This is a genomic window from Pseudomonas sp. FW306-02-D09B, from assembly GCF_058782685.1.
In genome coordinates this window covers 176436-196596 of record NZ_JBYSXY010000013.1, presented here as the reverse complement: position 1 = coordinate 196596, position 20161 = coordinate 176436, and the positions used below count along the sequence as shown (strand labels likewise).

Below are 20161 nucleotides of genomic sequence, written 5' to 3'. Positions count from 1 at the left end.
GCCCTGATGAAAAACCAGAGCGAATACCAACCGAATCGACCGTTGCAGGGTTGTCCTGCAACATAGAATCTCCCACAGGTTCAGTGTTTAACGAACTGCGCGACCTCGCTCAATTCCTCCAGCGTCTTGCCCTGCGTTTCCATTCCGAACAGCCAGACCACGCCCGCAGCAATGGCGAAACACATCGCACCCAAAGCGAACACCCCGCCCTGCCCCGTTATCGGGAATACCAGCCCGGTGACCAATGGCCCGAGCAACGAGCCGACCCGGCCAATCGCCGAGGCAAACCCGGAACCGGTGGCTCGCGCCGAAGTAGGATAGAGCTCCGGGGTGTAGGTGTAGAGCACGGCCCACATGCCGAACAGGAAGAACTGCATCAGCAGGCCCGAACAGATCAACAGGCTGACGTTGCCGCCAAACACCGCGCTCTGCCCATACAGAAACGCCATCACCCCACCACCGAGCAAGGTGATGATGCACACCGGCTTGCGCCCCCAACGCTCCACCAGCCAGGCAGCCATGAGAAAACCGGGAATCCCGCCAAGGGAAATCAGCACGGTGTAATACACCGACTGAGTCACCGCAAACCCCGACTGCTGCAGCAATGCGCTGAGCCAGGAAGTCAGGCCATAGAAGCCAAGCAAGGCAAAAAACCAGACGCTCCAGATCATCATCGTGCGTTGGCGGTACAAAGGTGACCAGATTTCATTCAAGGCCGAAAGAAAGTGCCCCGGACGACTCTCGATTCTGGGCAAACGAATCGGCTCCGGCAGATCGGCGCTCCCCAGCGAGGTCCGCACCTTGTCTTCAATGCGCAGCAAAACCTTGTCCGCTGCCGCGTGATGCCCGGCCTGTTCCAGCCAGCGTGGTGACTCGGGAATGAAGAAGCGGATCGCCAGGACAAACACCGCCGGCACCGCCAGTACCAGGAAGATGTCGCGCCAGCCAACCAGCGGTAACAGAAAGTAAGACAGCACGCCCGCTGCGACAAAACCCAGCGGCCAGAAACCGTCCATCAACGCGATATAGCGCCCGCGCCGTTTGGCCGGGATCAACTCGGACAACATCGATTGGGCAATCGGAAACTCCATACCCATGCCGATTCCCAGAAGAACTCGAAACAGTGTCAGCGTCTCGACGCTTTGTGCCGTAGAACAGAGGTAACTGGCGATACCCCACAACACGATGCTCCACTGAAACACCGGTTTGCGCCCGAAGCGGTCGGCAAGCATCCCGGACAAAGACGCGCCAAGCACCATGCCGAAGAAGCTCGAACTGGCCAGCAGCCCGGCTTGCGCCGTGCTCAGAGCGAACTCGGCTTTGATCGACCCCAAGAGGAACGTCATCATTGCCAGGTCCATGGAGTCGAAGAAAAACGCCAGGGCAATGATGATGAAAATGATCCGGTGATAACCGCTGATGGGCAGTCGTTCCAGACGTTCTGCCGCGCTATAGCCTTGCGTTTCCATGCCGTATCCCCATTCGATAATCCCCGTATCGAGTGTGCGGGATCGCCTGGGGTCACTATTGCTGGATACGACCTGGCCACAGCTCTGAGCGACGTCTGAAACCTCTGGCCACAGACGTCGATTTCAACTGTTGCTAGAGCGCCATTTCCAACTCGGCCTCTTTGGCGAACTGATCGATTTCACGCTGACCGGCCGCGGTGATCTGCAGAACACGCGTGTCGCTGGGTAGATTCAACCAGCCGGACTGCATGAACAGCTGCAATACCGCCGCCCCCAGAGTGCCGCCCAGATGCGGTCGGCGCTCGCTCCAGTCCGGGCAGGCGCAGACTACGCGCGAGGTGCTGTGGGCCAGGGCCTGAATGAACACGCCGTGGGTTGCCAGCCGATTGGCGCCTTTGTGGGTCACGATGACACGTTTGTCCAACTGTTCGATCCAGCCGGCATCGAGCATTCGCTGATACAGATCGGCTGCCAGGCTTCCCCCCAGATGGTCTTCACAGAGCCTGGCCCGAAGCAAGGACGAAGGTGCCGTAGGCACTTTCGTCGATGGGCTGGTGCGCTTGAGCAACTCTGGAACCTTGCCTGGCAGACTGGCCAGAGTGGCGCTGGCCAGCGCTTCAACCGCCGCACCGATTTCGGGAGCCGCAAGCCGGAAAAACCGCTTGCGCCCACGCTCCTCGACTTTCAACAGTCCACCGCTGGACAAGCGCCCCAGGTGCGCATTGGCCGATGACGGCGACAAGCCTGCCAGCAATGCCAACTCCTCGGATTGCCGTGCAGTACCGTCCATCAAGGCCCACATCATCGCGCTACGCTTTGGGTCTGCCAGCAACGTGGCTATCTGGCTGATGCAAGGTGCATGTTCCATGTATTCACTCCCTGTTGAATCATTTGTCTGCTGCTCTGGGACATCTTGACCAGTAATGTGCTGCCGGCCAAGGCGTGAAAACCGCCAAAAGCCGGGCGGTATAACCAACGGATGCGACGAACCTCTTCGAAAACCCCGACCGGGCTCAACAACGATCAGCACAGCGTCCAACCGCCTTGAGCGAGATATCGCAACGTCGCCGACAACGGTGCGACTCCAGGCAGGCACTAGTATATGCGCGATGATCTTCGGTTCCTGCCGGCCGGAAGCTTTTGGAGGTGATAGTTCCTGCCAGAATTTTCCCTATTTGCGTGCGACTACTCGCCCGCACCGATCATTGCTGGCGATTGAGCCGACAATTGGGCACATCGTGACTTGAGCATTTCACTCAGCAGGTTCACCGGCTTACTTAATTGAGCGCGATGGGCGCACAGTAAATTCAGCGGTGCGCGCTCGCAGACCAGCGCCGGCATCAGCACTTTCAAGCGCCCGGCCAATACATCGCCGGCTACATCCAGCCAGGACTTGTAGGCAATTCCGGCACCGGCCACTGCCCACAGACGCACTACGTCCGCATCATCACTAAAACGATCACCGCTGACGGTCAGGCTCATCTCCCGTTTGCCATCATGAAAGCTCCAGTGCTCGTGAACCCGGCTGCCCAGCATGTACAACAGGCAATTGTGCTGGGCCAGTTGCTCCAGCTGGCGCGGTTCACCATGCCGTGCGAGATACTCCGGGGAGGCACACAACACGCGACGGTTGTCCGGGGCGATCGGCAGCGCCACCAGGCTTGAGTCTTCCGGCTCCCCATAGCGCAGGGCAATGTCCACCGGTTGGCGGAACAGGTCGGCAATCCGGTCGCCCAACAGCAGGCGTACCGTCAGTTTTGGATGTTCGCGCTGGAACTCGTCCAGCCACGGCAGCAGCAAATTGCGACCGAAGTCCGAAGGTGCCGACAGCTGCAATACGCCGCTGACCTGATCCTGTCCGCTGGCCAGCAAACGACGTCCTTCATCCAGATTGCTCAGCGCCGCGCGGGCATATTCCAAGAAGCCTTCGCCCTCTGCGGTCAGACGCAGACTGCGAGTCGAACGCGCCAGCAACCGCGCGCCCAATTGCTGCTCGATCCGCTTCAACGCGGCGCTGGCCACTGCCGCCGACAGGTCCATGACCCGCGCCGCCGCAGACAGACTGCCAAGGTCTGCGGCACGCACGAACAACTGCAAGTCATCGAAACGCAGCATCAACTCACCTGCATTATCAAAAAAACATTGAAAGAGACTGTTCTTTTAGCCGGTTTTATCTTCAAGAGAAATAACCAATCATCCATGCCATCGAATGCCCCGTGAGAATGCCTCCATGAAAGCCATTGCCTACTACCGTTCACTGCCCATCAACGATCCAGAATCGCTGCAGGACATCGAACTGCCCGAGCCTGTTGCAGGCCTACGGGACTTGCTGGTTGAAGTCAAAGCCATCTCGGTCAATCCGGTGGACACCAAGGTTCGCCAGAATGTCGCGCCTGAAGATGGCGCGGCAAAAGTGCTGGGCTGGGATGTGGCGGGTGTGGTCAAGGCGGTTGGCAGCGACGTCAGTCTGTTCAAGCCCGGTGACAAGGTTTACTACGCGGGCTCCATCGCGCGCGCAGGTGGCAACAGCGAACTGCATGTGGTGGACGAGCGCATTGTCGGCCATATGCCAACGTCACTGAGTTTCGCCGAGGCCGCCGCGCTACCGCTGACCGCGATCACCGCGTGGGAGCTGTTGTTCGAACGCCTGCAAGTGCGCGAAGGCAAAACCGCTCAAGGCCAAAGCCTGCTGATCGTCGGTGCCGCGGGTGGCGTGGGCTCGATCCTGACTCAACTGGCCAGCCAGCTCACCGCACTGAACGTCATCGGCACTGCCTCACGCCCGCAGACCCAACGCTGGGTACGCGAACTGGGCGCAGACCTGGTGATCGATCACAGCCAACCGCTGAGCGAAGAGCTCAAGCGCGCCGGCCACCCTCAGGTGACACACGTTGCCAGCCTGACCGAAACCGACCAGCACTTCGAACAACTGGTCGAAGCCCTCGCGCCTCAAGGCAAGCTTGCGCTGATCGATGATCCGAAGGCACTCGACGTGACCAAGCTCAAACGCAAGAGCCTGTCGTTGCACTGGGAATTCATGTACACCCGCTCGCTGTTCGAAACCGCCGACATGCTCGAACAGCACAAGCTGCTGAACCGGGTGGCCGAACTGATCGACGCGGGCACATTGAAAACCACGGTCGGCGAACACTTCGGCACGATCAACGCGGCCAACCTGCGCCGCGCCCATGAACTGCTGGAAAGCGGCACGTCCAGGGGCAAGATCGTCCTTGAAGGCTTCTAGGGTTTTAGATGACGGTGTGTTCGGCTTGCTGTTTCAGAAACGACGCACACCGTCAGTCCGAGGATTTGATCCGCGTCACAAATCCGATTTGATTCAGGTCTACAATCGAGCTTCCCGCAATGCAGTCTTTTAGGTGAGGAAGTCAGCAATGAAGATCCTGATAAAAGAATTGGCAAAATCCCAGTGGCAGGTCCGCCTGGACAACCACGCGGTGAACTTCCGCAGTGAAGCCGAAGCTCGCGCTTTTACCTCGACCCTCGAGGCTCGCTTGCACGCCCCTCATCAACTCCCCCAACGTCAGCAACGAGCAACCGGCTGACTCAAGTCGCGGCTTGCGCTGCCCGGGCAACTTGCAGCCGACGGGTGAGCATCGCGACGCTCACCACTAATATTCCGCACAGGCTGATGACCATCGCCATCGGCATCGCTGTGCCGTCGTGCAGCACGCCAACCAACGCCGCCGCGCCTGCGGCAACGCTGAACTGCAAGCAACCGAGCATCGCCGAAGCGCTGCCTGCACGCGCGCCCTGTCCGCTCATGGCACACGCCGATGCATTGGGAATGATGCAACCCAGGCTTGCGATACAGATGAACAGCGGGATCAGCAACGGCCACAAATGTTCGGTATGCAGTGAACTGACCGCCAGCAAGCTCAGGCCGGCAGCCAGATAAATCCATACGGTGCGCGCCAGCAAAAAGGCCGGGCCGCGTTTGGAGAGCAACCGGGCATTGACCTGCGCCACCAGAATGAAGCCCGCGGCGTTGGTGCCGAACAACCAGCCGAAGTGCTCGGCCGGAACACCGTAAAGCTTGATGAAGACGAAAGGCGAACCTGCAATGTAGGCAAACATCCCGGCAATCGCGATGCCGCCGGTCAAGGCATGTCCGAGAAAGATCCTGTCCGACAGCAGCCGGCCATATTGACGCAGAGCACCCGACAACGGCTGACGCGGTTGATTGGCCGGTAAACTTTCCGGCAGGCCCACGGCAACCGCCAGGGCGGACAATGCGCTGAACACCGTTAAGGCGATAAAGATCGACTGCCAGCCATACAGGTTGACCAGCAGACCGCCGAGCATTGGCGCAAGAATCGGTGCCAGACCCATCACCAGCATCAGTTGGGAAAAGACTTTCGCCGAACCCACTGCGTCGCACTTGTCGCTGACCACCGCGCGGGAAATCACCATCCCGGCGCAGCCGCCCAACGCTTGAAGGAAACGTGCCGCGATCAGCCACTCAAGGCTCGGCGCAAACGCGCACACCAGCGATGCCAGGGTGAACAGACCGACACCCACCAGCAATGGCATGCGCCTGCCGAAGCGATCGGCCACCGGACCATAAGCCAACTGACCAATCGACAGGCCGAGAAAATAAGCTGCCAGGGTCAACTGAACGTGTTTTTCATCCGTGCCGAAAGCTGCCGCCATGGCCGGGAAGGCTGGCAGATAGAAATCGATGGCCAGCGGCCCGAAAGCGCTCAGGGCGCCAAGAATCAGAATGGTACGGAGGTTCATCAGGCGTCCAGTTTTACGTCAGTCGGCAGCCCGACAGTCTAACTGCGGCTGGACGCCTTGAACATTCCGATAGGTCGCTAACTATTAAAAAGGTTCAGGCCAGCGTGACCGCGTAGCCTTCTTCGCTGATCAGGCTGATCACCTGCTCTGCCGACAACGCGCTCTCGACACCGACTTCCTTCGCCGCGAGGTCGACCCGGACACTGGCCGCCGGATCCTTGGCTTGCAGCGCCTCGGTAATGGCCCGAACACAGTGACCGCACGACATTCCTTGAACGTTGAATACTTGCATGAGACAGCTCCTTTGATGAGGTTGAAGCGAGTCTTGAGCTTGCCACTATGGCAAGGTCAAGTTCTGCAGTGATCTGCCGGGCTGGCAATCGTCGCTGCGCTCGGCCAAGCTTCGCCATCAATGACTCAAAAGCAGGAGATGCAGCCATGCGCTGGTCAGCTTTCAGCCTATTCGGCATGCTCAGTCTTTTCGCCGCCGCGCCCTCGGCCAGCGCCGAAGACTATGGTGTGTTGATCATTTCTCGCGAGCGCCTGGAAGTCGCGACCTCGTGCGAGATTGGCGTGTACATCCAGGATCAGCTGTCGGCGCGGTTGTTCCAGGAACAAAGCACCTCGTTCAATTTGCCGCCGGGCAACTATTCCTTGCGGCTCAAACTGCTGCCCGGCCAGGCGCCAGGTTGCAGTGCCGGGATGCTCGCCCCGGGTTCGCAGAACATCACGCTGAGGGCGGGTGACCTGTTGAAATTCCGCATCGCCATGAATCAGCAAGGGATGTACCTCAAGCCCGCCGCATTGGGCTACTGATTCACCGGTTTTCCGTGGGAGCGTGGCTTGCCCGCGATGCAGGCAACGCGGTGGTTCAGGCCAACCGCGTCATCGTTCATCGCGGGCAAGCCTTGCTCCTACATGGCGCTTGACCTTGCCCGCGTGGCAAGGTTGATCCTGTAGGTCATCTCTACAGGGAGTAAGACCGATGTCCGATTCCACCACCTTCGATCTGCCAATATCCGGCATGACCTGCGCCAGCTGTGCCGGACGTGTCGAGCGTGCGTTGAGCAAAGTTGTTGGCGCAAGCAGCGTCAGCGTCAACCTGGCCACCGAACAAGCACGCGTCCAGGCCCCTCGCGACAGTTTGCCAGCGCTGATGGAAGCGGTGCAGCAAGCCGGATACAGCGTGCCGGCACATAGTCTCGAATTGAGTATCGGCGGTATGACCTGCGCCTCGTGTGTCGGTCGGGTCGAGCGTGCCTTGAATAAAGTCGCCGGGGTGAAAAACGTCAGCGTCAACCTGGCCAACGAACGCGCGCACCTCGAACTGATCGCTCAGATCGATCCGCAGGTGTTGATCGATGCGGTCAGCAAGGCCGGTTACACCGCCAGCGTCTGGCAAGCCGAGCAATCCACCGATAACGATCAAGTGCAGCGTCTGCGCCGTGAGCGCTGGAGCCTGCTGCTGGCAATCGTGCTGGCCTTGCCACTGGTGCTGCCAATGCTGGTGCAGCCGTTCGGCCTGCGCTGGATGCTCCCGGCCTGGGTGCAGTTTGCGTTGGCGACCCCAGTGCAATTCATCTTCGGTGCACGCTTTTATGTCGCCGCCTGGAAGGCCGTTCGCGCGGGCGCCGGCAACATGGACCTGCTGGTGGCCCTGGGCACCAGCGCCGGTTATGGCTTGAGCATTTACCTGTGGGCCACCGCCAGCGCCGGCAGCATGCCGCATCTTTATTTCGAAGCTTCGGCGGTGGTGATTGCGCTGGTGTTGCTCGGCAAATACCTCGAAAGCCGCGCCAAACGCCAGACCGCCAGCGCCATTCGCGCCCTTGAAGCCTTGCGTCCTGAACGGGCGATTCAAGTGATCGACGGCCGTGAACAGGACGTCGCCATCAGCGCGTTGCGCCTCGGTGACCTGGTGCTGGTCAAACCCGGCGAACGTTTCCCGGTGGACGGTGAAGTGATTGAAGGCCAGAGCCATGCTGACGAAGCGCTGATCAGCGGTGAAAGCCTGCCGGTACCCAAACATCCCGGCGACAAAGTCACTGGCGGCGCAATCAACGGCGAAGGCCGGCTGCTGGTTCGGACTCAAGCGCTTGGCGCAGAAACCGTGTTGGCGCGAATCATCCGTCTGGTCGAAGACGCCCAGGCCGGCAAGGCACCGATTCAAAAGCTGGTGGATAAAGTCAGTCAGGTGTTCGTCCCCGTCGTGCTGCTTTTAGCGCTGGCAACCTTGATCGGCTGGTGGCTGTACGGCGCACCGCTGGAAACCGCGGTGATCAACGCGGTCGCGGTGCTGGTGATCGCCTGCCCTTGTGCCCTCGGCCTCGCCACACCGACCGCGATCATGGCCGGCACCGGTGTGGCCGCGCGCCACGGCATTCTGATCAAGGACGCCGAAGCGCTGGAGCGCGCCCATGAAGTCAGCGTGGTGGTGTTCGACAAGACCGGCACACTGACGTCCGGCACGCCGCGCATCGCTCACTTGCGTGCCGTCGACGGCAACGAAGCAACCCTGCTGCAACAGGCCGGCGCCCTGCAACGTGGCAGCGAGCACCCGCTGGCCAAAGCCGTGCTCGACGCCTGCGCCGAGCGTGACTTGCCGGTGGCCGATGTCAGCGCCAGCCAGTCACTGACCGGTCGCGGCATTGCCGGCACGCTGGACGGTCGCCAATTGGCGCTGGGTAATCGCCGTCTGCTGGAAGAAAGCGGCTTGAGCGCCGGTCTCTTGAGCGACTCCGCCAACGCCTGGGAAGCCGAGGGTCGAACCTTGTCATGGCTGATCGAGCAAAGCCCCAAGCCGCGGGTGCTCGGCCTGTTCGCCTTTGGCGACACCCTCAAGCCTGGTGCGCTGCAAGCGATTGAGGAATTGAACACGCAACGCATCGGCAGTCACCTGCTGACGGGTGACAACCGTGGCAGCGCCCGAGTGGTTGCACAAGCACTGGGCATCAGTAACGTTCACGCCGAAGTGCTGCCGGCCGAAAAAGCCTCAACCGTCACTGAGCTGAAAAAAACCGGCGTCGTGGCGATGGTCGGCGACGGCATCAACGACGCTCCGGCGCTGGCAGCGGCGGATATCGGCATCGCCATGGGCGGCGGCACCGACGTGGCGATGCACGCAGCCGGGATCACCTTGATGCGCGGCGATCCTCGCCTGGTACCAGCAGCGCTGGAGATCAGCCGCAAGACCTACGCGAAGATCCGCCAGAACCTGTTCTGGGCCTTCGTCTACAACCTGATCGGCATTCCGCTGGCAGCCTTCGGCTTGCTCAACCCGGTGATCGCCGGTGCGGCGATGGCCTTGTCCAGCGTCAGCGTGGTAAGCAATGCTTTACTGCTCAAGACCTGGAAACCGAAAGACCTGGAGGACGTTGAATGAACATCGGTCAAGCGGCCAGACACAGCGGCCTTAGCGCCAAGATGATTCGCTATTACGAGTCGATCGGCCTGCTCAAGGCAGCGCATCGTACCGACAGCGGCTACCGCATCTATGGCGACGACGACCTGCACAGCCTGGCGTTCATCAAGCGTTCACGCGATCTCGGGTTTTCCCTGGAAGAGGTCGGCAAACTGCTGACCCTCTGGCAGGATCGCCAACGAGCCAGCGCCGACGTCAAGGCACTGGCCCGCCAGCACATCGACGAGCTGAACCAGAAAATCCGCGAACTCGGCCAGTTGCGCGACACCCTGCAGGATCTGGTGGAACATTGTCAGGGCGACCACCGCCCGGACTGCCCGATTCTCAAGGAACTGGCGTCGGGCTGCTGCGCCGAGCCCGCTCGCCCCTGATCGCCAACACCCTCAGTACCAGCAAGGTGCTGAGGGGGATCCCGTGAAACAGCAGCACCACCGCGCCGGGTGCCCACACGTTGTAGAACGGCGCGGCGATCAACATGCCGACGCCGAACCCGGTCATTTGCAGCAAGGTCAGAACGCTGAAAATCGGCAGGCGCAGGCTGTCCGGTTCACGCTGCAAGCGCGACATCAGCCCGACCTCGGAAAAGCCATCCCCCAGGCCCGCCGGCAATGCAAACAGCAGCAAGCCATAGAGGCTCTGTTGCTGGAACATCAGGATGAAGCCGCTGGACATCAACAACACACCGAAAAAGAACCGCCGCTCCAGGTTTGAGTTTTCTGCCCCTGGCAAACGGCTGGCAATCCGCGCGCCGATGAGCTTGCCACACGCCCACACCGCCAGCATCAAGCCCAGCGTGGTGCTGGCCGACTCGGGTGTCAGCAGTTTGGAAATAATCGGGAAACCCACATTGTGCGCGGCACTGCCGAGGGTGTCGGCCATCGCCAACGCGAGCATCGCAGCGATGACCGGCGAGCTGCACAAGCCTTGGCGTAGCGCGCTCCATTCATCCCGTTTGTGGGTTGGCTCGGCATTCGGTGCCGGTTTGGAGAACCGTAACGGCACAATGAATAGTGCCGCCAACAGATAAGTGACGACGTTCAGTGCAAACACCGTTTCGAAGCCGAAACCAGCCACCAACAGCCCCGACACCAGACTCCCGCCAACCATCGCTGCGGACGAAGCTGAAGTGATCCAGGCATTGGTCTTGAGCAGTTGCTCCCCGGTGATCATGTGCGGCAATTGACTGTTGAGGCCGATGGCAAACATCGAGTTACCGAGCCCCAGACCGAAAGCGATCACCGGTAATAACAGCACTTGCTGCGACACCGGTAATACCAGCAACAGGCCTAACAGCCCGGCACGCAGCAGGTCGAAGGCTATCAACGGTAAGCGTCCGCCCCAACGACGATAAAACGTCGTGCCGATCAAACTGGCAAAAACCCCACCGGCCACGCGGCTGGCGAGAAAGATCCCGACGCTCATGGCGCTGTTGCCGAGCATATAAACGTAAGTGGCCAGCGCCACCATATTGAGAAACGCACCGAAGTCCGAGACCAGTCGCGCAGCAATGACCAGTTGGGCGTTGCGGGTGGACTGGTGGGGCGTGGGATCGGTGTTCACAATCATCCTTGAGTGGGTAGCGTTCTGCCTCGGGCTTCCTTCAAGGTCAATTAAAGCACCGCATGGCGGCGATCACACTGACGACAGCGACTGTCCGATCATCGAACACTTATTGCCGTCTTGCGCGACTTGCCGCTCAGCTTCAATTGACCAAATTAACCAGCTGGTACAATTTATCTCCACAGGCGGGTCACCTTTGACCCACGCCCACAATAACAATGGAGAACGCCCTGATGTCCCCTATCGTTCTGGTGCTCAACGGCCCGAACCTGAACCTGCTCGGCAGCCGTGAGCCGGCGACGTATGGCCACGAAACCCTGGCCGACATCTCGGCCTTGTGCGGTCGCGCTGGCGAAGAATTCGGCCTGGCGGTGGAGTTTCGCCAGACCAACCACGAGGGCGAATTGCTCGACTGGATTCACTCGGCACGCGGTCGTTGTGCCGGAATCGTGATCAACCCGGCGGCCTGGACGCACACTTCGGTAGCGATCCGTGACGCGCTGATCGCCAGCGAGTTACCGGTGATCGAAGTACACCTGTCCAATGTGCATGCTCGCGAACCGTTCCGTCACCACTCGTTTGTGTCGGCCATAGCCACCGCTGTCCTCTGCGGTTTCGGCAGCCACGGCTATCGCCTGGCGCTGGAGCATTTCAGTCAACGCTTGAAGGGATAAGTCACATGTCGCAGAACAACACGGTACTCGCAGGACTCATCGGCGCCGGTATCCAGGCGTCTCGAACCCCCGCGCTGCATGAGCGCGAAGGTGATGCCCAAGGCCTGCGCTACCTTTATCGGTTGATTGACCTCGATCAGTTGAAACTCGACAGCGGCGCCCTCCCCGACCTGCTGATGTCAGCGGAACGGATGAACTTTACCGGTCTGAACATCACCTTTCCGTGCAAGCAGGCGATCATCCCGCTGCTCGACGAACTCTCGCCTGAAGCCCGAGGCATTGGTGCCGTCAACACCGTGGTGCTCAAGGACGGAAAACGCATTGGGCACAACACCGACTGCCTCGGTTTCGCCGAAGGTTTTCGCCGTGGCTTGAAGGATGCTGCCCGCGAGTGCGTCGTCCAAATGGGCGCTGGTGGTGCGGGGGCTGCGGTGGCCCACGCGCTGTTGAGCGAAGGCGTGCAGCAATTGAGTATTTTCGACGTGGACGTCAGCCGCGCGCAAAGCCTTGCGAATAATCTCAATCAGCATTTCGGCAGCGGCCGGGCCTGTGCCGGCAGCGATCTGCCGAGTGCGTTGGCGCAGGCCGATGGTCTGGTGAACACCACGCCGATGGGCATGGCCAAACTGCCCGGCATGCCAGTGCCGGTGGAGTTGCTACGGGCTGAATTGTGGGTCGCAGAGATCGTTTACTTTCCACTGGAAACTGAACTGCTGCGCAACGCCCGTGCCTTGGGTTGCCGTACTCTGGATGGCGGCAACATGGCGGTGTTTCAAGCAGTAAAGGCCTTTGAGTTGTTCAGCGGCGTGGCGCCGGATGCACAGCGAATGCTCGCGCATTTTCAAAGCATGAATGGTTAACGACCACGGTCTTCTTGATGTTCGTTCCCACGCATGGGAACGATCATCAATCTGCTGGCTTGAGCTTCAGGCCTGCAAATAACGCAGTACTGACTCGCAGATCATCTGGCGATGACGTTGCTTGATCGCTTCATCCGGCAAGTCGATCTGGAAAATCTCACCAAAGGTATGACGGTTCGACACGCGGTAAAAACAGAACGAACTGATCAGTAAATGCACGTCCAGCGGATCCAGCCCGCTACGGAATACACCCTCTTCGGCACCGCGACGCAGAATCACGCCCAGTGAATCGAGGATCGTATTGTTCATCGCCTTGATCGCTTCGGACTGCTTCACGTACTCGGCGTTGTGGATGTTCTCGATGCTGACGATGCGCACAAAATCGACGTTGCGGTCATGGTGATCGAAGGTGAATTCCACCAAACGCCGGATCGCCTCACGCGGTTCCAGCTCAGCCAGGTGCAAGCGGCTTTCAGTGCTGCGGATATCGCCGTAAAGCTTCTCCAGCACTTCGACGTAGAGCTGCTCCTTACTTCCGAAGTAGTAATAGATCATCCGTTTCGAGGTGTGGATGCGTTCGGCGATAGCATCGACACGAGCACCGGACAGACCCTGCTGAACGAACTCGACAATGGCTTCTTGAAGAATGTTCTCGCGGGTCTTTTCCGGGTTGTTCTTGCGACTCTTGCGCGGCTCGATCAAGGTTTCGTCGGGCGCGACGGTGAGTTCTGTGGTCATTCTCATTCCGGGCTCATGGCCTTCACTGCACAGCTGGCGATTATGGGCCGCACGCTGCAGTGAAGGAAGCTTCGCCACGACCGTTTACCCCTGCGTTTACCAATTTCCTACAACTTGGCGTGACGCACACCCCCGCTGCGTGATTTCGCCATCGCCGCCAGGCGCACCGCGACGTTGGCCGCACCATATCCGGCATAGCCGTTTTTGCGCTGGATGATTTCGAAGAAGAAGCGCCCTTCAAAGGGCTCGGTGTACACATGAAACAGCTCACCGCCCTGAGCGTCGCGGTCATACAGCACGTTGTAATAGGCAAGTTTGCTGAGGAACTCGTCATCGAAATCAAAGCGTGCAGCGAGGTCATCGTAATAATTGAGCGGGATGTCCAGCAGCGGTACGCCGGCCTCTTTGGCGCGACTGACTTCAGCGAACATATCGTCGCAGTCAAAGGCAATGTGATGCACGCCGGAGCCACGATAACTGGACAAGGCGTGAGAGATAGCGGTGTTGCGGTTCTCGGAAATGTTCAGCGGTAAACGGATCGAACTGCATCGGCTGCGCAGCGCGCGGCTTTTCACCAGGCCGTAAGGGTCAGGCAACACCACTTCATCGTCGGCTTCGAAATCCAGCAGGCTCTTGTAGAACAGCACCCAACTGTCGAGGCTGTCCGCTGGCAGCGCCATCGCCATGTGGTCGATCCTTTTCAGTCCACCAGCGGTGGCTGCCGTCGGATGCAGCCGGAAGTCGGTGCCGTAGACATCGGCGTGTTCATCCACCAGATAAATCAGGCTGCCATCCGGCGCACGCACCGCTGCCAGTTCCAGCTCATTGGGGCCGACCAGCCCGCGATAGGGTTGCCCTTTGTACGCCACCGCCCGGGCCAGCGCACTGGCGCTGTCCTTGACCCGCACTGCGGTCGCGCACAATGACGGCCCGTGCGCTTCGAAAAAGCTGTGGGCAAACGAATAGGGTTCAGAGTTGAGAATCAGATTGATATCGCCCTGGCGCAGCAGCGTGACGTTCTTGGAGCGGTGTTCACCGGCCTTGACGAAACCCAGTCGCTCCAGCCAATGCGAGAGTTTGGCACCAAGGCTTTCGTCCACCGCGAACTCGAGAAACTCGATGCCGTCGTACTCACTGGCCGGCGGCGTGGCGAACAAAATGTCGAGGTTCGGTGTGGGCGTCGCTTGTTGCTGCAAACGCGCTCGGGTCTTCTCTTCCAGATACAGCAAGGAGCGCAGACCATCGGCGGCATTGGCGCGTGGTGGCGCGGCGCGGAATCCGTCGTTGAAAACTTCCAGTGACAGCGGCCCGGTGTAACCACTCTGGATTATCGGCGCGAGAAAACCCGGCAAGTCGAATTCGCCTTGTCCGGGGAAGCAACGAAAATGTCGGCTCCACTCCAGCACGTCCATCGCCAGGATCGGCGCGTCGGCCATTTGCACAAAGAAAATCTTCTCGCCGGGAATATCCGCGATAGCCCGTGGATCACCCTTGAGCGACAAGGTATGAAAGCTGTCCAGCAACACGCCGAGATTCGGATGATCTGCCTGGCGGACGATGTTCCAGACCTGTTGATACGTGTTCACATGCCGGCCCCAGGCCAGCGCTTCATAACCGATCCGCAAGCCACGAGCCCCGGCGCGCTCGGCCAGCAGTCGCAGGTCGTCAATCAGAATCTGCTCATCGCCAACGCTGTCGGCTGAGGCGTTGCTGCACACCAGCACCAGGTCGGTGCCCAGTTCCTGCATCAGGTCGAACTTGCGCTCGGCGCGCTCAAGGTTGCGCGGCAAGCGGTCGCGACGGCAGCCTTCGAAATCACGAAAGGGCTGAAACAGGGTGATGGCGATGCCCAGGTCAGCGCACATCTGTTTGATTTCACGCGGGCTGCCGTCGTAGTACAGCAAGTCATTCTCGAAAATTTCCACCCCATCGAAACCCGCGGCGGCAATGGCTTCGAGTTTTTCCGGCAGGGTACCGCTCAAGGAAACGGTGGCAATGGAACGCTGCATGTTTCGACTCCCGGTGGGATGGGTTGATCTTGTTAGAGGCACGACACCGCTTTTTGTAGCAGCTGGCGCAGCCTGCGTTCGGCTGCTACAAGGGATCGCGTTTAACTTGGGACAAATTATTGGCTGCATGAATGATCCGGGCAATTCAAAGTGTACCAACCGGTTAGTTTACTGTGCGATTATCGAACACAATGGCGGTTGGCGAATTGACGATTTTTCGCTCACTGCGCACCATCGGCAGCACATCGATTCCGGTCATGAACCACCGGTCGAAGTGACCAACGACCCAGAACACACCATAAAAAATTCAAAAATCGGGTACACGCTCATGCTTGCATTCAACGCCTTGCTCCGTTGCTCTCTCCTTCACTCCCCGTGCCTGGCGCCCAACCGCCAACCGCCTTCGAACCTTTCTGGCGCCTGCGACCGAACCCGGCCCGCATGCTGAACACGCGCTTTGGTTGCCTCAGCCAACACTGAGCCAACACAAACACTCAGCCGATCAATCATTGTTTTCACCCTGCGCATCTGCGCACCCCGACGATTGATCACGCGCCCATGAAGTCCCGACGAGCCTTGCTTGTCAGTCATTGAACGGATGGCACAGATGATTCCTTCTCAGAGCTCTCACACAGAAAGCGCCCGCACGGCCTCAAGCCTGGGCGTCGCGACCGGCGGCATCGGCGACAAAATCCGTGGCGCCATGGCGGTCGGCAAAACCCGTTGGGGCATGCTGGCGCTGGTATTTTTCGCCACCACCCTGAACTACATCGACCGCGCCGCACTGGGCGTCATGCAGCCGATCCTGGCCAAGGAAATGAGCTGGACGGCGATGGATTACGCCAACATCAACTTCTGGTTCCAGGTCGGTTACGCCGTCGGCTTCGTGCTGCAAGGCCGGCTGATCGACCGGGTCGGCGTGAAGCGCGTGTTCTTCTTCGCCGTGCTGCTCTGGAGCCTGGCGACCGGCGCCCATGGCCTGGCGACCTCGGCCCTGGGCTTTATGGTCTGCCGCTTTATTCTCGGGCTGACCGAAGCCGCCAACTACCCGGCCTGCGTGAAGACCACCCGGCTGTGGTTCCCTGCCGGTGAGCGCGCCGTGGCCACTGGCATCTTCAATGCCGGGACCAACGTCGGCGCGATGTTCACGCCGATGCTGCTGCCGCTGATCCTCCATGTCTGGGGCTGGCAAGCCGCGTTCCTGTGCATGTCGGCACTGGGCGGGATCTGGCTGGTGTTCTGGGGCTTGAAGTACTTCAACCCGGAAGATCACCCTTCGGTGAAGCAATCGGAACTGGACTACATCCAGAACGAAGCCGAACCGGAGCAAACCCGCGTACCGTTCTCGCGGATCCTGCGGATGCGTGGCACCTGGGCCTTCGCCCTCGCCTACTCGATGACCGCGCCGGTGTTCTGGTTCTACCTGTACTGGCTGCCGCCGTTCCTCAACCAGCAATACAACCTGGGCATCAACGTGACCCAAATGGGTATTCCGCTGATCATCATCTATATGACGGCCGACTTCGGCAGTGTCGGCGGTGGCATTCTGTCCTCGTTCCTGATCGGCCGTGGGGTCAACCCGATCAAGGCCCGGTTGATGTCGATGCTGCTGTTCGCCTGCTGCATCATCGGCGTGATCATGGCCGCCGGCTCCAGCAACCTGTGGGTCGCAGTGTTTGCCATCTCGCTGGCCATCGGCGCGCACCAGGCCTGGACTGCGAACATCTGGAGCCTGGTGATGGACTACACGCCCAAGCACATGATGAGCACGGTGTTCGGTTTCGGCGGCATGTGCGCCGCCATTGGCGGGATGTTCATGACCCAGTTGGTCGGGCACATCCTGACCATCACCAATAACAACTACACCGTGCTGTTCACCATGATTCCGGCGATGTACTTCATTGCGCTGATCTGGCTGTACTTCATGGCACCGCGCAAGATTCCGAACCTCGAAGACTGACGCTTCCTCTTTCGCAGGCCTGGTTTCAGGCCTGCGTTTTTTTGTTCGCACGGCTGCCGATTTCGTCCCTCTTTTTTCCGTCCACGGAGCTCATACCATGTCTCTGGGTAACCTGAGCATCGCCAAACGTGCGCTGATCAGCTTCGGCCTAATCGCCCTGCTGGTGTTGTTGCAAGGACTGTTTGCCCTCAAGCAGGTGGCCGAAGTACGCGCCACCGGCCAGCACACCGAAAACGTCTCCCTGCCCAGCACACGCTACCTGGGGGAAATCCGCGACTACATTCTGAGCATTCGCGTGCTCAGCCTGCGCATGGCGCTCAACCGCGAACCCAAAGTACTCGATGCCACTATCGCTCGCCTGCACCAGGTGGAAGGCTGGCTTGAGCAAACGCTGACCAGGTTCGCGCCCCTGGTCGACGACTACAACCGCGTGCAGTACGAAACCTTTGTCAGCACTGTAAAGAGCTACCGACAGGCGCTGGATCAATACGAAGAATTGTCCCGGCAAAACCGCAGCGAGGACATGAGCGCGCTGCTCAACGGAAAAATCCAGGATTACTCGACCCAGACCGGCGATCAATTCACCGAACTGATGAACCTCACCGCCAGCGAAGTCAGTCAATCGGCCAGCCATGCCGACGGGCTTTACGCCCAGGTAAAAATGACCGTGATCGGCGCACTGATCGCTGTTGCCCTGCTGACCTCATGCTTGGCCTGGCTGCTGATCCGCAGCATCGTCATGCCCATCCGTCAGGCTGTGCGTGTGGCCGAGCAGGTCGCTGACGGTGACCTGAGTGCACCGATCCAGAGCCAGGGGCCCGATGAAACCGCCCGTTTGCTCAGGGCCCTGGCCAGCATGCAAAACAGCCTGCGCGACACCCTGCAGTTGATCAGCGATACGTCGAACCAACTGAACGGTGCGGCGCAGCAGATGAGCCAGAACACCGGGCTGGACTCCAATCGCTTGCAACAGCAGCACAACGAAATCGAGCAGGCCGCCACGGCGGTCAATGAAATGACCGTCGCCGTCGAAGAAGTGGCACGCAACGCGGTCTCGACCTCAGACACCACGCGCCAGTCGACGATAGAGGCCACTCAGGGTCAGGCGCGAGTGATCGAGACGCTCGATTCGATCCAGGCCATGAGTGCCGAAGTCGGCACCGCGCTGCAACAGGTTCAGACCCTGGCCGAACAATCTCGGGAAATCGGCAAAGTACTGGATGTCATCCGCGCCATTGCCGAACAAACCAACCTGCTGGCCCTCAACGCCGCCATCGAGGCCGCAAGAGCCGGGGAAGCCGGGCGTGGTTTTGCCGTGGTTGCCGATGAAGTGCGAGCCCTGGCCCATCGCACCCAGCAGTCGACCCGGGAAATCGAGCAGATGATCGCCCGGGTTCAGGGCGACACCGACAGTGTGGTGCTGTCGATGCACGGCAACAGCCAGCGCGTGGCCCAGACCTTGTCGATCGCCGAACAGGCCGGCGTGGCCCTGACGCAAATCACCTGCGCCATGGAGCAGATCCACGAGCGCAACCTGGTGATCGCCAGCGCCTCGGAAGAACAGGCACAAGTGGCCCGGGAGGTCGATCGCAACCTGCTGAACATCCGCGACCTGTCGCTGGCAAGCGCCGATGCGTCGACCCAGACCAGCGCCACCAGTCGGGAGTTGTCGCAACTGGCGGCCGGTTTGCAGAACCTGGTCGTGCGTTTCAGGTTTTGAGCGCAATCAGCTTCTGCGCTGCTGCCACGCCGCCGCCAGACCGCTGAGGCAAATGATCGTGATGCCGATGACCGTGGTCAGGCTCGGCGTGTGGGAAAACAGCAACCAGCCGAGCAGTCCGGCAAACACGATCTGACAGTAACCAAAGGGTGCCAGCAGTGCTGGTGCGGCATGCCGGAATGCCTGAGTCAGCAACAGATGCGCGGTCATCCCGCAGCTACCCAGCGCCAGCATCAACAGACCGTGGGTAAAGCTCGGCACTTGCCAGAACATCGGCACCAGCGCGCTCATGACCAGGGTGTTGCACAAACCGGCAAAGAAGTTGCTGGTGGTCGGGCTGTCGACCTCGCTGAGCTTGCGCGTCAATAGTTGATAGAAGCAGAAAAACAACGCCGAGCAGAACGGCAGCAACACCGCCGGTGTGAACAAATCACCGCCCGGATGGACGATGATCAACACGCCGATAAACCCGCAAATCACCGCCAGCCATTGTCCGCGCGTCACCCGCTCACCGAGCAATGGCACCGACAACGCAGTCACCAGCACCGGTGCAAGAAAGTTGACCGCCGTGGCTTCCGCCAAAGGAATGAACAACAAGCCCGTAGTGAACAACAGGCTGGTCCCGAGCAAGCACAGTGCCCGCAGCAATTGCAGCAACGGGCGCTTGGTGCGCAGGACACGCAAGCCCGATTGCGGCAGAAAAATCCCGGCCATCAGCAACGTGTGAACCAGATACCGCGCCCACACCACCATGATCACCGGATAGAAACCCGACAGGTATTTGGACAAAGCGTCGTGAGTGGAAAACAGGAAGGTCGCAACAACGATCAGCAGGATGCCTTTGAAGGGTTGATTGATACCGGAAAGCGGAGTGCTCGATACAGTCATGGGAAATCCCGAAAGTTGAAGGACCTGAAAAGCATCGCGGGCAAGCCTTGCTCCTACAGGTCAGCGAAAACCTGTAGGAGCAAAGCTTGCCCGCGAAGGTGCGC

Annotated in this window: 18 protein-coding genes; 9 read left to right on the top strand and 9 right to left on the bottom strand. The window is 59.9% G+C overall.

The window, feature by feature from the left end:
* Nucleotides 1-80 precede the first annotated feature (80 nt).
* The 3 genes from AC3WK5_RS21425 to vimR form a co-directional block, all read right to left on the bottom strand.
* Nucleotides 81-1469, bottom strand: a complete 1389-nt coding sequence (locus AC3WK5_RS21425) for an MFS transporter (protein ID WP_103317424.1) — start codon at nt 1467-1469, stop codon at nt 81-83.
* 133 nt (nt 1470-1602) lie between these two features.
* The gene (locus AC3WK5_RS21420) at nt 1603-2337 is read right to left on the bottom strand and encodes an ArsR/SmtB family transcription factor (protein WP_103317426.1); all 735 of its coding nucleotides are present in this window, start codon (nt 2335-2337) and stop codon (nt 1603-1605) included.
* A 317-nt stretch (nt 2338-2654) separates the two neighbouring features.
* The gene (vimR, locus tag AC3WK5_RS21415) at nt 2655-3584 is read right to left on the bottom strand and encodes a transcription regulator VimR (protein WP_103317429.1); all 930 of its coding nucleotides are present in this window, start codon (nt 3582-3584) and stop codon (nt 2655-2657) included.
* A gap of 115 nt (nt 3585-3699) precedes the next feature.
* On the opposite strand from vimR, the gene AC3WK5_RS21410 reads away from it, so the two are divergent.
* Both AC3WK5_RS21410 and AC3WK5_RS21405 read left to right on the top strand, forming a co-directional pair.
* Nucleotides 3700-4713 (top strand): zinc-binding alcohol dehydrogenase family protein, encoded by a 1014-nt coding sequence (locus AC3WK5_RS21410; protein ID WP_103317431.1) that lies wholly within the window; start codon nt 3700-3702, stop codon nt 4711-4713.
* A 148-nt stretch (nt 4714-4861) separates the two neighbouring features.
* Complete coding sequence (locus tag AC3WK5_RS21405) at nt 4862-5032, top strand: hypothetical protein (protein WP_177474787.1); 171 nt, start codon at nt 4862-4864, stop codon at nt 5030-5032.
* 1 nt (nt 5033) lies between these two features.
* On the opposite strand, the gene AC3WK5_RS21400 is transcribed toward AC3WK5_RS21405, so the two are convergent.
* Both AC3WK5_RS21400 and AC3WK5_RS21395 read right to left on the bottom strand, forming a co-directional pair.
* On the bottom strand, nt 5034-6227 hold the full coding sequence (locus tag AC3WK5_RS21400) for a multidrug effflux MFS transporter (RefSeq protein WP_103317433.1): 1194 nt from the start codon (nt 6225-6227) through the stop codon (nt 5034-5036).
* A gap of 94 nt (nt 6228-6321) precedes the next feature.
* A complete protein-coding gene (locus AC3WK5_RS21395) occupies nt 6322-6519 on the bottom strand; it encodes a heavy-metal-associated domain-containing protein (protein WP_054594154.1) in 198 nt (65 codons plus the stop codon).
* 146 nt (nt 6520-6665) lie between these two features.
* Between AC3WK5_RS21395 and AC3WK5_RS21390 the strand changes: the two genes are divergently transcribed.
* The 3 genes from AC3WK5_RS21390 (at nt 6666) to cueR (ending at nt 10019) form a co-directional block, all read left to right on the top strand.
* Nucleotides 6666-7043, top strand: coding sequence for a hypothetical protein (locus tag AC3WK5_RS21390; RefSeq protein WP_054594155.1), 378 nt, complete (start codon nt 6666-6668; stop codon nt 7041-7043).
* Between the two features lie 169 nt (nt 7044-7212).
* Entirely contained in the window at nt 7213-9609 is a 2397-nt protein-coding gene (locus tag AC3WK5_RS21385) for a heavy metal translocating P-type ATPase (RefSeq protein WP_103317436.1), read from the top strand.
* On the top strand, nt 9606-10019 hold the full coding sequence (gene cueR, locus AC3WK5_RS21380) for a Cu(I)-responsive transcriptional regulator (RefSeq protein ID WP_054594157.1): 414 nt from the start codon (nt 9606-9608) through the stop codon (nt 10017-10019). The genes AC3WK5_RS21385 and cueR overlap by 4 nt, the downstream gene beginning before the upstream one ends.
* On the opposite strand, the gene AC3WK5_RS21375 is transcribed toward cueR, so the two are convergent.
* Nucleotides 9973-11208, bottom strand: a complete 1236-nt coding sequence (locus AC3WK5_RS21375; RefSeq protein WP_256585245.1) for an MFS transporter — start codon at nt 11206-11208, stop codon at nt 9973-9975. The two genes, cueR and AC3WK5_RS21375, sit on opposite strands and share 47 nt — an antisense overlap.
* Nucleotides 11209-11441: 233 nt before the next feature.
* On the opposite strand from AC3WK5_RS21375, the gene aroQ reads away from it, so the two are divergent.
* Both aroQ and AC3WK5_RS21365 read left to right on the top strand, forming a co-directional pair.
* Complete coding sequence (gene aroQ / locus AC3WK5_RS21370) at nt 11442-11882, top strand: type II 3-dehydroquinate dehydratase (protein WP_054594159.1); 441 nt, start codon at nt 11442-11444, stop codon at nt 11880-11882.
* 5 nt (nt 11883-11887) lie between these two features.
* Nucleotides 11888-12742, top strand: coding sequence for a shikimate dehydrogenase (locus tag AC3WK5_RS21365; protein ID WP_103317441.1), 855 nt, complete (start codon nt 11888-11890; stop codon nt 12740-12742).
* 66 nt (nt 12743-12808) lie between these two features.
* Here AC3WK5_RS21365 and AC3WK5_RS21360 read toward each other — a convergent pair whose 3' ends face one another.
* Together AC3WK5_RS21360 and quiC are read right to left on the bottom strand one after the other, a co-directional pair.
* Nucleotides 12809-13486 (bottom strand): TetR/AcrR family transcriptional regulator, encoded by a 678-nt coding sequence (locus tag AC3WK5_RS21360; protein WP_054594161.1) that lies wholly within the window; start codon nt 13484-13486, stop codon nt 12809-12811.
* Between the two features lie 101 nt (nt 13487-13587).
* Nucleotides 13588-15489 (bottom strand): 3-dehydroshikimate dehydratase QuiC, encoded by a 1902-nt coding sequence (gene quiC / locus AC3WK5_RS21355; protein WP_103317444.1) that lies wholly within the window; start codon nt 15487-15489, stop codon nt 13588-13590.
* Nucleotides 15490-16096: 607 nt separating this feature from the next.
* Here quiC and AC3WK5_RS21350 point away from each other — a divergent pair.
* Entirely contained in the window at nt 16097-17449 is a 1353-nt protein-coding gene (locus tag AC3WK5_RS21350) for an MFS transporter (RefSeq protein ID WP_103317447.1), read from the top strand.
* Nucleotides 17450-17546: 97 nt separating this feature from the next.
* Complete coding sequence (locus AC3WK5_RS21345; protein ID WP_103317450.1) at nt 17547-19169, top strand: methyl-accepting chemotaxis protein; 1623 nt, start codon at nt 17547-17549, stop codon at nt 19167-19169.
* Between the two features lie 6 nt (nt 19170-19175).
* Here the strand turns inward: AC3WK5_RS21345 and AC3WK5_RS21340 are convergent, their stop codons facing one another.
* Entirely contained in the window at nt 19176-20057 is an 882-nt protein-coding gene (locus tag AC3WK5_RS21340; protein ID WP_103317452.1) for a DMT family transporter, read from the bottom strand.
* Nucleotides 20058-20161: the final 104 nt, after the last annotated feature.

Bases quoted from the DNA above. Each gene is read 5' to 3' on its own strand.
- AC3WK5_RS21425 (WP_103317424.1), bottom strand. From the start codon at position 1,469: ATGGAAACGCAAGGCTATAGCGCGGCAGAACGTCTGGAACGACTGCCC.
- AC3WK5_RS21420 (WP_103317426.1), bottom strand. From the start codon at position 2,337: ATGGAACATGCACCTTGCATCAGCCAGATAGCCACGTTGCTGGCAGAC.
- vimR (WP_103317429.1), bottom strand. From the start codon at position 3,584: ATGCTGCGTTTCGATGACTTGCAGTTGTTCGTGCGTGCCGCAGACCTT.
- AC3WK5_RS21410 (WP_103317431.1), top strand. From the start codon at position 3,700: ATGAAAGCCATTGCCTACTACCGTTCACTGCCCATCAACGATCCAGAA.
- AC3WK5_RS21405 (WP_177474787.1), top strand. From the start codon at position 4,862: ATGAAGATCCTGATAAAAGAATTGGCAAAATCCCAGTGGCAGGTCCGC.
- AC3WK5_RS21400 (WP_103317433.1), bottom strand. From the start codon at position 6,227: ATGAACCTCCGTACCATTCTGATTCTTGGCGCCCTGAGCGCTTTCGGG.
- AC3WK5_RS21395 (WP_054594154.1), bottom strand. From the start codon at position 6,519: ATGCAAGTATTCAACGTTCAAGGAATGTCGTGCGGTCACTGTGTTCGG.
- AC3WK5_RS21390 (WP_054594155.1), top strand. From the start codon at position 6,666: ATGCGCTGGTCAGCTTTCAGCCTATTCGGCATGCTCAGTCTTTTCGCC.
- AC3WK5_RS21385 (WP_103317436.1), top strand. From the start codon at position 7,213: ATGTCCGATTCCACCACCTTCGATCTGCCAATATCCGGCATGACCTGC.
- cueR (WP_054594157.1), top strand. From the start codon at position 9,606: ATGAACATCGGTCAAGCGGCCAGACACAGCGGCCTTAGCGCCAAGATG.
- aroQ (WP_054594159.1), top strand. From the start codon at position 11,442: ATGTCCCCTATCGTTCTGGTGCTCAACGGCCCGAACCTGAACCTGCTC.
- AC3WK5_RS21365 (WP_103317441.1), top strand. From the start codon at position 11,888: ATGTCGCAGAACAACACGGTACTCGCAGGACTCATCGGCGCCGGTATC.
- AC3WK5_RS21360 (WP_054594161.1), bottom strand. From the start codon at position 13,486: ATGAGAATGACCACAGAACTCACCGTCGCGCCCGACGAAACCTTGATC.
- quiC (WP_103317444.1), bottom strand. From the start codon at position 15,489: ATGCAGCGTTCCATTGCCACCGTTTCCTTGAGCGGTACCCTGCCGGAA.
- AC3WK5_RS21350 (WP_103317447.1), top strand. From the start codon at position 16,097: ATGATTCCTTCTCAGAGCTCTCACACAGAAAGCGCCCGCACGGCCTCA.
- AC3WK5_RS21345 (WP_103317450.1), top strand. From the start codon at position 17,547: ATGTCTCTGGGTAACCTGAGCATCGCCAAACGTGCGCTGATCAGCTTC.
- AC3WK5_RS21340 (WP_103317452.1), bottom strand. From the start codon at position 20,057: ATGACTGTATCGAGCACTCCGCTTTCCGGTATCAATCAACCCTTCAAA.